Origin of the sequence: Nocardioides sp. NBC_00368 (assembly GCF_036090055.1) — a bacterium.
Taxonomy (GTDB): domain Bacteria; phylum Actinomycetota; class Actinomycetes; order Propionibacteriales; family Nocardioidaceae; genus Nocardioides.
On record NZ_CP107970.1, the window covers coordinates 1,618,957 to 1,632,290 of the forward strand.

Annotated in this window: 11 protein-coding genes; 1 reads left to right on the forward strand and 10 read right to left on the reverse strand. The window is 70.0% G+C overall.

The annotated features are described in order from the left end of the window. Positions 1 to 7: 7 nt before the first annotated feature. Positions 8 to 661: a TetR/AcrR family transcriptional regulator gene (locus OG984_RS07730; protein WP_328531005.1), complete on the forward strand. Its 654-nt coding sequence runs from the start codon at positions 8 to 10 to the stop codon at positions 659 to 661. A gap of 1 nt (position 662) precedes the next feature. Here the strand turns inward: OG984_RS07730 and OG984_RS07735 are convergent, their stop codons facing one another. From OG984_RS07735 to OG984_RS07780, 10 genes are all read right to left on the reverse strand, one after another. Next, positions 663 to 1,835 (reverse strand): acyl-CoA dehydrogenase family protein, encoded by a 1,173-nt coding sequence (locus OG984_RS07735; protein WP_328531006.1) that lies wholly within the window; start codon positions 1,833 to 1,835, stop codon positions 663 to 665. A 25-nt stretch (positions 1,836 to 1,860) separates the two neighbouring features. Next, positions 1,861 to 2,709: a 3-hydroxybutyryl-CoA dehydrogenase gene (locus tag OG984_RS07740; protein ID WP_328531007.1), complete on the reverse strand. Its 849-nt coding sequence runs from the start codon at positions 2,707 to 2,709 to the stop codon at positions 1,861 to 1,863. Positions 2,710 to 2,852: 143 nt separating this feature from the next. Continuing rightward, positions 2,853 to 4,559, reverse strand: a complete 1,707-nt coding sequence (locus OG984_RS07745; RefSeq protein ID WP_328531008.1) for an L-lactate permease — start codon at positions 4,557 to 4,559, stop codon at positions 2,853 to 2,855. Positions 4,560 to 4,628: 69 nt separating this feature from the next. Next, entirely contained in the window at positions 4,629 to 5,957 is a 1,329-nt protein-coding gene (locus OG984_RS07750) for a heterodisulfide reductase-related iron-sulfur binding cluster (protein WP_328531009.1), read from the reverse strand. Positions 5,958 to 5,960: 3 nt separating this feature from the next. Beyond that, a complete protein-coding gene (locus OG984_RS07755; RefSeq protein ID WP_328531010.1) occupies positions 5,961 to 7,127 on the reverse strand; it encodes an FAD-binding oxidoreductase in 1,167 nt (388 codons plus the stop codon). After that, positions 7,127 to 8,593, reverse strand: coding sequence for an FAD-linked oxidase C-terminal domain-containing protein (locus tag OG984_RS07760; protein ID WP_328531011.1), 1,467 nt, complete (start codon positions 8,591 to 8,593; stop codon positions 7,127 to 7,129). The genes OG984_RS07755 and OG984_RS07760 overlap by 1 nt, the downstream gene beginning before the upstream one ends. Positions 8,594 to 8,683: 90 nt before the next feature. Then, positions 8,684 to 10,108, reverse strand: a complete 1,425-nt coding sequence (gene aspA, locus OG984_RS07765; RefSeq protein ID WP_328531012.1) for an aspartate ammonia-lyase — start codon at positions 10,106 to 10,108, stop codon at positions 8,684 to 8,686. Beyond that, entirely contained in the window at positions 10,105 to 11,109 is a 1,005-nt protein-coding gene (locus tag OG984_RS07770; RefSeq protein ID WP_328531013.1) for an asparaginase, read from the reverse strand. Before OG984_RS07770 ends, aspA begins: the two co-directional genes overlap by 4 nt. Continuing rightward, complete coding sequence (locus OG984_RS07775) at positions 11,109 to 12,536, reverse strand: amino acid permease (RefSeq protein ID WP_328531014.1); 1,428 nt, start codon at positions 12,534 to 12,536, stop codon at positions 11,109 to 11,111. The genes OG984_RS07770 and OG984_RS07775 overlap by 1 nt, the downstream gene beginning before the upstream one ends. Then, a complete protein-coding gene (locus tag OG984_RS07780; RefSeq protein WP_328531015.1) occupies positions 12,533 to 13,255 on the reverse strand; it encodes a FadR/GntR family transcriptional regulator in 723 nt (240 codons plus the stop codon). Before OG984_RS07780 ends, OG984_RS07775 begins: the two co-directional genes overlap by 4 nt. Between the last annotated feature and the right edge of the window lie 79 nt (positions 13,256 to 13,334).

A 13,334-nucleotide genomic window follows, 5' to 3' on the forward strand; every position in this document is an offset into this window, starting at 1 on the left:
TCAACTCATGAGCTCCCGGCCCCTCGGACGTCCGCCGATGTTCGACCGCGACGATGCGGTGCTGGCCGCCGCGCGGCTCTTCTGGAGCCGGGGATACTCCGGCACGACCACGCGCGCGCTCAGCTCCGCTCTCGGGATGTCCACCTCGAGCATCTATGCCGCGTTCGGCAGCAAGGCCGGTCTCTTCGAGGAGGCCGTCCGCACCTTTGCGGAGCGTTACCGGACCATCTATGCCGAGGCCTGCGCTGAACCCGAGCTCGGCGATGTCCTCGAGCGGCTCCTGCGTCGTTCGGTCGAGGAGTTCACCCAGCCCCGAGCCCGTCACCCGGGCTGCCTGATCAGCAGTGCCGCGATGACGGACATGCCCGACACCATCGACACCCGCACCTACGTGAGCGACCTGCACGCCTCCAACGAGCAGCTACTCCGGGAGCGCATCGAGCGAGCCCGCGACGCGGGCCGACTGAGACCCGGCGTGGATCCGTCGACGCTCGCCGCGCTCGTGCAGACGCTCTGGCACGGGCTGTCGGCGCAGTCCAACCAGGGCCTCGACCGCGACAGGCTCCTCGAGATCGTCGACGCCGCACTCGGGACACTCCTCGACCAGGAAGGCCCGGGCGGCCGACCAGCGACCCAACCTGAACGTTCCCGACCCGCGTAGGTCACAGGGTCGATTGGATGCCGGCGAGGAGCTGGCGGGCCATCACGATCCGCTGGACCTGGTTGGTGCCCTCATAGATCTGGGTGATCTTGGCATCACGCATCATCCGCTCCACCGGATAGTCACGCGTGAACCCATACCCACCCAGCAGCTGGACCGCATCCGTGGTCACCTGCATCGCCACATCCGAGGCGAACGCCTTCGCAGCCGCACCGAAGAACGTCAGGTCCTTGTCACCCCGCTCCGAACGACCCGCGGCCGCGTAGGTCAGCTGGCGGGCGGCCTCGATCTTCATCCCCATGTCCGCGACCATGAACTCCACCCCCTGGAACTCCGCGATCGGCTTGCCGAACTGCTGGCGCTCCTTGATGTAGCCCAGCGCATAGTCCAGCGCACCCTGCGCCACACCCACCGCCTGGGCCGCGATCGTGATCCGGGTGTGGTCCAGGGTCTGCATCGCATAGGTGAACCCCTTGCCCTCCTCGCCGATGATCCGGTCGGCGGGGATGCGTACGTTGTCGAAGTAGACCTCGCGGGTCGGGGATCCCTTGATCCCGAGCTTCTTCTCCGGGGCACCGAAGGAGACGCCCTCGTCGGACTTCTCGACCACGAACGCGGAGATCCCCTTGGAACGCATCGAAGGGTCGGTGACCGCGAGGACGGTGTAGTACTCCGAGACCCCCGCATTCGTGATCCACCGCTTGACACCGTTGAGCACCCAGAAGTCGCCGTCGCGTACGGCCCGGGTCTTCTGATTCGCCGCATCCGAGCCCGCATCGGGCTCAGAGAGACAGTAAGAGAAGTTGCCCTGCCCCGCGGCCAGCGCACCCAGATACTTCTTCTTCAGCTCCTCCGACCCACCGATCTGCACCGGCAACGACCCCAGCTTGTTCACCGCCGGGATCAACGAGGCCGACACATCCGCACGCGCGATCTCCTCGATCACCAACACCGTCGCCAGCGCATCCGCACCCACACCCCCGTACGCCTCCGGCACATGCGGCGCGAAGAACTCGGTCTCGATCAACGCATCATGCGCCTCCTGCGGATAACGAGCCTCCTCATCAACCGCAGCCGCAGCCGGCGCGATCTTCGCATCACAGATCTCACGGATCGCCTTGCGGATCTCCTGGTGCTCCTCGGAGAGGGCGAACAACGGGTACTGGTCGGACATGCGGACTCCACTCACGTGTGCGGGCTCAGTAGGCGTAGAAGCCCTGGCCGGACTTCTTGCCGAGGAGACCGGCGTCGACCATGCGGTCCAGCAGCGGCGGCGGCGAGTAGAGCGGCTCCTTGAACTCCTCGTACATCGAGATGCCGATCGCCCGGACGGTGTCGAGGCCGATGAGGTCCGAGAGCGCCAGCGGGCCCATCGGATGGCCGCAGCCGAGGACCATCCCGTTGTCGATGTCGGCCGCGGAGGCGTAGCCCGCCTCGTACATCCTGACGGCACTGAGGAGGTAGGGCACCAGCAGGCTGTTGACCACGAAGCCCGCCCGGTCGGTCGCCTCGATCGGCTGCTTGCCGAGCGTCTTCCCGACGAAGGTCTGCATCCGCTCCAGAGTCTTCGGCGAGGTGGTCAGGCTCGGGATCAGCTCGACCAGCTGCATCACCGGCGCCGGGTTGAAGAAGTGCACGCCCATCACGTTCGCCGCCCGGCCGGAGACCGCACCCAGCTTCACGATCGGGATCGAGGAGGTGTTGGACGCCAGGATCGCGTCGTCCTTCTCCAACAGCGCCCCGACCGTCCGGAACAGGTCGAGCTTGATGTCCTCCCTCTCGGAGGCTGCTTCGACCACGAGGTCGCGGTCGCTCAACCGGCCGAGATCGGTCGTGAAGGTGATGCGTTCCAGCACCCCCGCCATGTCCTGCTCGCTGAGCTTGCCGCGGCTCACCGCGCGCTCCAGACTCCCCCGGACCTTCGCCTCGGCGGCCTGCGCCGCCTCCTGACTGATCTCCACCGTGACGGTGTCCAGCCCAGAACGAGCACACACCTCGGTGATCCCCGAGCCCATCAGCCCGCCACCGATCACGCCAATCCGATCCATCCCAGCTCCTCGTTCACAGGTCGGTCACGGGTCTCAAATTACTTGGACACCATAGTATCCAACTACTTGGACATCAAAGCATCTGGCTCGCAGCAGCCTGCTCCCCGGGCACGACACCCCGAAGAGCCTCGGACGGTAAGGGCTCAGGGAACCATCCAACCCAGCACAGGAGTCGACTGGAGGGCGACGAGAACGCACATGAAGGCCAGCATGGCGATGCTCCATCCGAAGACCTTGCGGAAGATCTCGCCCTCCTTGCCGGCCATGCCGACGGCCGCCGCAGCGATGGCCAGGTTCTGCGGACTCACCATCTTGCCGAGCACACCGCCCGATGAGTTGGAGGCGGCCATCAGCACCTGGTCCAGCCCGGCCTCCTTCGCCGTCGTCACCTGGAGGAGACCGAAGAGGGCGTTGGAGGAGGTGTCCGAGCCGGTCACCGCCACACCGAGCCAGCCGAGGATCGGCGAGAGGACGGCGAACGCGCTGCCGGTTCCTGCCAGCCAGGCGCCGATCGAGCCGGTCTGACCGGAGAAGTTCATGACGTACGCCAGGCCCAGCACGGCCATCACGGTGACGATGGCCGGCGCGAGCTGGCGGTAGGTGTCGCGGTAGGTCGTCGCGACCGCGCCCGGCCGGATCCTCAGGCAGATCGCGGTGATGAGGCCCGAGAGCAGCAGCATCGTGCCGGCCGCGGGGAACCAGTCGAACTTGAAGCCGCCCTGAGCACCGGCGACGTCGCCGAGCCCCGGGAAGACCACCGTCGGGGTGTAGTCGGTCCCGGAGAGCGTGAACGGGCGGTGGGCCAGTGCTTCCTTGATCGCGGGGACGCTGACGATCACGAAGATCACGATGATGATCGCGTACGGCAGGAAGGCCTTGAAGACCTCTCTGCTGCTGTCGCGCACCTCGCCACCGCCGTCGCCGGACGCGGCGCCGGACGGAGCGCCGGACGGAGCGCCGGACGGAGCGCCGGACGCGGCGCCGCCGGACGAACCGGCGGTTGCGCCGACCAGCGACTCGGCAGGGACCTTCTCGCGTGGCTGCCAGACCCGCAGCAGACCGACGACCACGACGACCGAGAAGAGCGAGGCGACGATGTCGGCCAGCGGCACGGAGATGTAGTTCGACGCGACGAACTGGGCGATGCCGAAGCCGAGGCCGCACAGCAGCGCCGGAAGCCAGGTCTGCCTGAGGCCGCGCCTGCCGTCGACCACGAAGACCAGGATGAGGGGCACCACCACCGCCAGGACCGGTGTCTGGCGGCCTACCATCGCGCCCAGCGCCTCGACGCTGAACCCGGTCTGGTCCGAGAGCGCGTTGATGGGCGAGGCCATCGCGCCGTACGCCACCGGGGCGGTGTTGGCGATCAGCGCGACCGCGGCCGCCTTGACCGGCTTGAAGCCCATCGCCATCAGCATCACCACGGTGATCGCCACCGGCGTACCGAACCCGGCCAGGGCCTCCAGCAGCGCACCGAAGGAGAAGGCGATGATCAGCGCCTGGATCCGCTGGTCGTCGCTGACCTTGCTGAACGCCCGGCGCAGCACGTCGAAGTGGCCGGTGTGCACGGTCAGGTTGTAGACGAAGACCGCGTTGATGACGATCCACATGATCGGGAAGAAGCCCGAGAGCAGCGCGCCCTGGGCAGCGGACAGGATCGCGTCGTCGACCGGCATCTCGAAGAGGGCGACGGCGACGACCAGAGCGACGGTCAGCGAGATGAGGCCGGCCTGCCAGGCCTTCATCTTCAGCCCGCCGAGGAGGACGAACATGGTGATCAGCGGTAGGGCGCCGCACAGGGCGCTCAGGACGAGCGAACCGCCGACCTGGTCCGGTACTGGCTCAAACATGGCGACTCCGAGGGTCGTTGGCGTGGGAGATGAGCCCCCGAGACGTGGGGGTGTTCAGTTGTCGGAGAATCAGATGGTGCGGCTGCGCAGCGCCTCGGGCGAGGAGCCGCTGATCGAGGCGTCGAGCACCTCGACGAGGTGGGCCATGCCGAGCCGATGTCCTTGTGCGGAGATCGCCGAGGCGACCTGGAGCAGGCAGCCCGGGTTGGCCGTGACGAGCACCTCGGCGCCGGTGGCGACGATGTTGCGCGCCTTGCGCTCGCCCAGCTCGCGGGCGGGCTCGGGGTTGAGGATGTTGTAGATGCCGGCCGAGCCGCAGCAGATCGCCCCTTCGGCGATCTCGCGCAGCTCGACCCCGGGGATGCCGCTCAGCAGCGCCCGCGGCTGGGCGCGTACGCCCTGGGCATGGGCGAGGTGGCAGGCATCGTGGTAGGCGACGGTGAGGTCGAGCGGGTGACGCTCGGCGACCGGGCCGAGCTCGTCGAGGATCTCGGCGATGTCGCGGACCTTCGCCTCGAACCCCGCGGCTTTGACGGCGTAGGCGGGGTCGTCGGCGAGCAGCCGGGCGTAGTCCTTGAGCGTCGAGCCGCAGCCGGCGGCGTTGATGACGATGTGCTCGACCCCGACGTCCTCGAAGGCGTCGATGATCCGTCGGGCGTACGCCTGAGCCTCCCGCTCGCGGCCGTTGTGCACCGAGAGCGCACCGCAGCAGCCCTGACCGGCCGGGATGACCACGTCGCAGCCCTCGGCGGCGAGCACCCGCGCGGTCGCGGCGTTGACGCCGGGGAAGAACGCGCCCTGGACGCAGCCGGTGAGCATGCCGACCACCGCACGCCGCTCCCCCACCGCGGGCACACGCTCAGGCAGCGGCGCGGCCTCGGTGATGGTCGGGGTGAGCCGCTCCATCGCGGCCAGGTGAGGTGCCATCCGCTCGAGCAGGCCGGTACTGCGAAGCCGACGGTCGAGGCCCGTACGCTGCAGCAGCTTCAGCGGACCGCGCATAGCTCGGAGCCGCCTCGGATGCGGGAAGATCGCGAAGATCAGGCTCCGCAGCGCCTTCTCCTTCGGCGTACGTGCGTGGTTGCGCTCGACCTGAGCGCGGGTCTGCTCGATGAGGGTGTCGTAGCGGACGCCCGAGGGGCAGGCGGTCACGCACGACATGCAGCCCAGGCAGTTGTCCCAGTGCTGCACCATCGAGTCCGACATCGGCTCGCCCTCGAGGCCCTCCTTCATCAGGTAGAGCCGCCCGCGCGGGGAGTCCATCTCCTCGCCCCACAGTAGATAGGTGGGGCAGGTCGGCAGGCAGAAGCCGCAGTGCACGCAGTCGTCGAGCAGGTGCTGGTCGGGCGGATGCTCCTCGTCGAAGGCCCCCAGATTTCGGATGTCCATGTCCGTCATGGGCTAGATCCCTCCTACGAAGCGACCCGGACTGAGCCTGTGGTCGGGGTCGAACTCGTTCTTGACCCGGCGCATCAGCTCCAGGGCCGGGACCGGCCCCCACAGGTCCAGCTGCTGCTTGATCGACTGCGGGGCATCGAGAACCACGGTGCTGCCTCCATGACGACCCGTGGTCTCGCGCAGCCGCTCGAGGAGCGTACGGATCTCGGTGATGTCCCGGTCGGCGGGAACGGCGACGTACGCGACGCCGACGCCGGCCGAGCCACGCAGCCCGAGCTCGCCGGCTGCCTCGATCAGGTCGGCGAGACCGGAGAGCCGAAAGGTCACCTTGATCCCGAGATGCCTGTCGCTGGTGTCGTCCCACGGGTAGCGGCCCCAGCCGGCGGGAGGGCGGTCGCTGATCTCGGCGCCCGGGAGCAGTTGCTTCAGGACGGCCGTACGTCCCGCCACGCCCTCCGGGCGCCCCTCGACCAGCACGTCGACCCGCAGCCCGTCGGCGGTGGCGTCCACCTCGAGACCGGAGGGCACCGTCTGCGAGTGCAGGACCGCCTGGGTGAGCTCGGCGGCGTGCGCGGCGTCATGCGCGGTGACACCGACCCAGCGTCGGCTCTGCGGGACCGGGTGGAGCCGGAAGGTCGCCCCGGTGACCACCGCGAGCGTGCCCATCGAGCCGACGAGGAGCTTGCCGACGTCGTAGCCGGCGACGTTCTTGACGACCTTGCCGCCGGCCTTGGCGACCACGCCGTCGGCGCGCACCATCGTCACCCCGATGAGCAGGTCGCGCATCGTGCCGGCGAGCATCCGCAGCGGGCCGCTGGTGTTGGTCGCCAGGGTGCCGCCGACGGTCGCGCCGGGGACGGTCTCGTCGAGGGCGAGACGCTGGCCGGCCGCGGCGACGTGCTCGTTCAGCCGGGCCAGGGGCGTCCCGGCTCCGACGGTGGCGATCAGATCGCCGGAGGCGTGCTCGATCACCTGGTCCAGCGCGGAGAGGTCGAGCAGGATGTCGGCCGAGGTCGGCGGGTTGCCCCAGCTCAGCTTGGTGCCGGCTCCGGTCGGGACGACGGACTCCCCCGCTGACACCGCGGCGCGCATGATCTCGGCGACCTCGGCGGTGCTCGTCGGGCGCTCGATGCGACCGGGGGTGACTCCGGAGACGGTGATGTCGGACATCAGAAGACCTCCGCGACGCCGGCCTGCTGCAGCGGGTGCGCGCCCTGACGCCGGCCCGGACGCTCGCCGCACAGCCGCGGGGTCGGGAAGATCTTGCCCGGGTTGGAGATCCGGTCCGGGTCGAAGGCGCAGCGGACGAGCTGCATGGTGTCGAGGTCGTCGGCGGCGTACATCTTCGGCATGTGGGCCGCCTTGTCGGCGCCGACGCCGTGCTCCCCGGTGATCGAGCCGCCGTGCTGCAGGCACAGGTCGAGGATCCCGCGGCTGACCTCCTCGGCGGCGTCCCCGGCGCCGGGGACGGCGTCGTCGAAGAGCACCAGCGGATGCAGGTTGCCGTCGCCGGCGTGGAAGACGTTGGCGACGCGTACGCCGGAGCGCTCGGAGAGCTCCGTGATCGCCCGCAGCACCTCGGGCAGGGCGGTCCGCGGGATGACGCCGTCCTGCACGATGTAGTCGGGGCTGATCCGGCCGACGGCCGCGAAGGCGGACTTGCGGCCCTTCCAGATCAGGAACCGCTCCTCGGGAGTCTTCGCGGTGCGGATCTCGAAGGCACCGGTCTCCTCGCAGAACCGGACCACGTCGGCGTACTCGGCATCCACCTCGGCGGCCGGACCGTCCAGCTCGATGACCAGCACCGCGCCCGCGCCGTCGGGGTAGCCGCAGTGCACCGCGGCCTCGGCGGCCTCGATCGCGAGCGCGTCCATCATCTCGATCGCCGCCGGCACGATGCCGGCCGCGATGATCGCGGACACCGCGGCACCGGCGCGGTCGGTGGAGTCGAAGCCCACCAGCAGGGTGACCACCTTCTCCGGCAGCCGGACCAGCCGCACCGTCACCTCCGTGACGATCCCGAGGGTGCCCTCCGACCCCACGACGGCACCGAGCAGGTCGTAGCCGGGGCTGTCGGGGGCGTCCCCGCCGAGGCGTACGCGATCGCCGTCGGCGGCGACGAACTCGGCGGCGAGCACGTGGTTGGTCGTGAAGCCGTACTTGAGGCAGTGGGCACCGCCGGAGTTCTCCGCCACGTTGCCCCCGATCGAGCAGACCTGCTGGCTGGAGGGGTCCGGCGCGTAGTAGTAGCCCACCGGGGTCGCCGCCCGGGTGACGTCGAGGTTGATGACGCCGGGCTCGACGACGGCGCGTTGGTCCTCCCGCCGGATCTCCTTGATGGCCCGCAGCCGCGAGGTGACCACCAGGACACCCTCGGCATGCGGCAGGCTCCCGCCGGAGAGCCCCGTGCCGGATCCGCGGGCCACGTACGGGATCTGCAGCTCGGCGCAGCACCGCACGATCGCGGCGAGCTGCTCGGCGGTCTCCGGGATCACCACGAGCGCCGGGGTGACCCGGTAGTGGGCCAGCCCGTCGCACTCGTACGTCCGCAGCCGGGCGTGGTCGGTGATCACGCCGTCCTCGGGGAGGAGCGCCCGCGCCCGCCGGATCAGAGTCTCCAGTGGTGTCAGGCCCATCGCTCCCTCGATTTCGTATCGCGGAATCCTCCTTCTGCCCCCTGGAACTTTAGGGCACGGAGGGCAGTGAGGGCAATGGTTTGCTGTGACTCACGTCACCAGTTGCCCCGGGTCGGCCGTTGCGGGCTGGGCGAGCTGCTCCGGCCGGAGCAGGTGAGCGAGCCGCTCGGGTGAGATCAGGCCGCGCTCGAGGATCAGCTCGGCGACGCCACGACCGGTGCGGAGCGCCTCGCGGGCGATCTCGGTCGCGGCGACGTACCCGATCTCCGGGTTGAGCGCGGTGACGAGCCCGATGGAGCGCTCGACCTGAGCCCGGGTCAGCTCCCCGTTGACCGTGATGCCGCGTACGCAGCGCTCCGCGAGCACACGGCAGGCGGCGGCCAGGTGGGTGATGCTGGCGACCAGCGAGTGCAGGATCACCGGCTCGAACGCGTTGAGCTGAAGCTGACCGGCCTCGGCGGCCATGGTGACGGTGACGTCGTTGCCGATCACCTCGAACGCGACCTGGTTGACGACCTCCGGGATGACCGGGTTGACCTTGCCCGGCATGATCGAGGACCCGGCCTGGACCGGGGGCAGGTTGATCTCGCCGAGGCCGGCTCGCGGCCCGGAGGAGAGCAGCCGCAGGTCGTTGCAGGTCTTGGACACCTTGACCGCGACCCGCTTGAGCACGCCGGAGAGGTGGACGAACGCCCCGCAGTCCTGGGTCGCCTCGATCAGGTCCGGGGCGGTCACCAACGGCAGACCGGTGATCTCGGCCAGGTGACGGCGAGCGATCTCGGCGTAGCCGGCGGGCGCGTTGAGGCCGGTGCCGATCGCGGTCGCGCCCAGGTTGATCTCGTGCAGCAGGGTGACCGCCTCCTGCAGCCGGAGCCGGTCCTCGCCCAGCATCACCGCGTAGGTGCGAAACTCCTGGCCGACCGTCATCGGCACGGCGTCCTGGAGCTGCGTACGTCCCATCTTGAGGACGCCGGCGAACTCCTCGGCCTTCGCGGCGAAGGCGTCCTCGAGGACGCGCATGGCGTCGGCCAGCGCGCCGACCGCGATGATGGTCGCGATGTTGACGGCGGTGGGATAGGCGTCGTTGGTCGACTGGCTGAGGTTGACGTGCTCGTTGGGGTGGAGCTGGTCGTAGCCGCCCTTCTCGTGACCGAGCAGCTCCAGGGCCCGGTTGGCGATGACCTCGTTGGCGTTCATGTTGGTCGAGGTGCCGGCGCCACCCTGGATGACGTCGACGACGAACTGGTCGTGCAGCTTCCCGGTACGGATCTCCTGGCACGCCGACGCGATCGCCCCGGCACGCTCGGGATCGAGGAGGCCGAGCTCGAGGTTGGCGAGCGCGGCGGCCTCCTTGACGGCGCTGAGCGCGTTCACCAGGTGCGGATAGGTGCCGATCGTGGTGCCGGTGATCGGGAAGTTGGCGCGGGCGCGGGCCGTGTGGACGCCCCAGTACGCCTCCGCGGGGACGTCGAGATCGCCGAGCAGGTCGTGCTCGCGGCGGGTCGGTGGGGTCATGGCTTCTCCGTCGGGTCGAGAGCGGTCGGGGTGAGCGCCGCGGCCGGGCGCAGCGCGGTGGGCGCGAACGGGGCGAGCACGCCGGGGTCGACCCCGGCCTCGGCCAGGAGGGCGAGCAACGCCGGCAGGCGGGCCCGATCGGCTCCGTCGGCGACCTTGAGCGCGAGGCTGGTGCCGTCGGGCAGGGCGGCGACCTGGACGCCTTCGAACCCGTCCTTGGCGAGCAGTCCGGGCACCGCCCGCATCAGGGCGGTGACGTCACGACGACTGCCTGCGACCATCTCGGGGTGGCGGCGCATCGCCGTGGCGACCCGGTGTTCCGCGCTGCCCTCAGGGGCGAGCACGAGGCTCCGCGCGGCGCGAGCGAGGCCGTGCAGCGAGACCGCGAACAACGGGGTGCCGCAGCCGTCGGCGGTCACCGTCGCGACCCGCTGGCCGGTGAGCTCCTCGACGGTGGCACGGATGACCTCCTGGAGCGAGTGCGCGGGATCGAGGTAGCGGTCGTGCGCCCACCCCGCGGCCGCGCAGGTCGCAACCATCGCGGCGTGCTTGCCCGAGCAGTTGTGCGCGAGCCGGCTCCGCTGCCCGTCGGCGCGCAGCCAGGACTCCCGCTCGATCGGGTCGTACGGCAGGTCCGGCGGGTTCTGCAGGGCGTCCTCGCCGAGGCCCGCTGAGGCCAGCAATTGGCGCGCTCCGGCGAGGTGGACCGTCTCACCGGAGTGGCTGGCCGCGGCGAGCGCGAGCAGATCGTCGCCGACATCGAGCCCGGCGCGCACCATCGCCACCGCCTGCATCGGCTTGGCCGCCGACCGCGGGTAGAACGCGGCCTCGACGTCGCCGACCGCCAGGCGTACGCGGCCCTCGGGATCGAGGAGGACGGCCGAGCCGTGATGGACACCTTCGACCATCTCGCCACGCCAGACCTCGACCAGAGGCTGGTGGGCGGGCACCCGCATCGGAGCCGCGTCGGCGACCGGTGTCACGAGGTGGGGCAGGCTCATCACACCTCCATCTCGGAGGTGTCGATGCGATCGCGGACGAGGAACCAGCCGCCGACCAGCGCCACCAGCAGCACCGGCATCGCGAGCAGGGTGATCCGGCCGACGTGGTCGAAGAACATCAGGATCAGGACCAGGGCCAGGAACCCCAGCGCGATGAACTGCGGCATCGGTGACCGCGGCACCCGGAAGGCCGGCCGCTCGAACTCTCCGGCGCGGCTGCGGCGCACGAAGATCGTGTGGCTGATCAGGATGATCGCCCACGTCGCGATGATGCCGACCGAGGCCAGGTTGAGGACGATCTCGAACGCCTGGGCGGGCACGACGTAGTTCAGCCCGACACCGAGGACGCAGACGGCAGCGGTCATCAGGATGCCGCCGTAGGGCACCTTGTGCCGGTTCATCGCCGCGGCGAAGCGGGGGGCGGTGCCGGCCGCGGCGAGGGATCGCAGGATCCGGCCCGTGGAGTAGAGCCCGGAGTTGAGGCTCGACATCGCGGCGGTGAGGACCACCAGGTTCATCACGTCGCCCGCACCGGGCACGCCGACGCGCGACAGCACGGTCACGAACGGGCTCTCGTCGGCGGAGTAGGCCGACCACGGCAGCAGCATCGCGAGCAGCACGACCGAGCCGACGTAGAAGATGCCGATGCGCCAGATGATCGTGTTGATCGCCCGGGGCATGACGCGGCGCGGGTCCGCGGTCTCGCCGGCGGCGACGCCGACCAGCTCGATGGAGGCGTAGGCGAAGATGACGCCCTGGATCACCAGGACCATCGGGAGGATGCCGGCGGGGAACATGCCGCCGTGCTCGGTGATCAGCTGCGGCCCGGGGGTGGTGCCGTCGATCGGGTGCCGGGTCACGATGAGGAAGATCGCGATCGCCATGAAGACCACCAGCGTGGCCACCTTGATGAGCGCGAACCAGAACTCCATCTCGCCGAACAGGCGGACCGAGAGCAGGTTGAGCGCCAGCACGATCACCAGAGCACCGAGGGCGAGCACCCACTGCGGGACGGGCGCGAAGAACGACCAGTAGTGGGCGTAGAGCGCGATCGCGGTGATGTCGGCGATGCCGGTGGTCGACCAGTTCAGGAAGTACATCCAGCCCGCGGTGTACGCCCCTTTCTCGCCGAGGAACTCGCGGGCGTAGGAGACGAAGGCTCCGGAGGAGGGGCGGTAGAGGATCAGCTCACCGAGGCAGCGCACGACGATGAACGCGACGAGGCCGCACGCGGCGTACGCGATGGCGAGGGAGGGCCCGGCACTCGCCAGCCGCCCGCCCGCACCGAGGAACAGGCCGGTGCCGATGGCGCCACCGATCGCGATCATCGTGATGTGGCGCGGCGTGAGGGACTTGCCGTAGCCCTCGTCGCCCGCGTCGGCGGGCGAGGGCAGGGCTTCGGTGCCGGTGGAGGTCGGCAGGGTCATCGGTCGGTGTTCCTGTCGTTGGTGGGGTCGCGGACGATGTCTCCGAGCGCGCCGTCGACGTGCTCGAGGTGGGCGCGCATCGCCGCCTCGGCGGTCTCCGAGGAGCCGGAGGCGATGGCGTCGACGATCAGGCGGTGCTCGGCGTCGGAGGCCGTACGCCGCGAGTCGTCGAGCTTGTTGAGGAGGGCGGACTGGGTGGCGAGGGCCTCGCGGATCTCCTCGATCACCTTCCCGAAGACGGGGTTGGCCGAGGCGCGGGCGATGGCGATGTGGAACAGCGAGTCGAGGGCGACCCAGACCGCGCCGTCCTCCTCGCGCTCCATCCGCTCGAGCAGGCTGCGCATCTCGTCGAGGTCGTCGCCGCTGTGCCGGGTCGCGGCGTAGCCTGCCGCCGGGACCTCGACATGCCGGCGTGCCTCGACCAGGTCACGGGCGGAGTAGCTCCCGAACGTCGGGTTGTCGGCGGCCCGGTCGGAGACGACGAACGTGCCCCGCCCGGACTGGGACTCCGTCATGCCGAGCGCCTGCAGCGCTCGCAGCGCCTCCCGGACGACCGGGCGGCTGACCCCGAAGTCGCGGACCAGGGTCGCCTCGGACGGCAGTCTGGTGCCCACCGGGAAGGTGCCGGACTCGATCTCCGAGCGCAGCTCGGCGAGGACGAGGTCCATGGCGCTGGCACGCCGGATCGGTTTGACTGTTTGCCTGTCAGACAGGTTCATGGCGATGAGTGTGAGGGCCGTCACCGTCCGGTGTCAACCCCGCACGCTCACCACGCTCCCCGGTGCCCCGGAGCAGCGT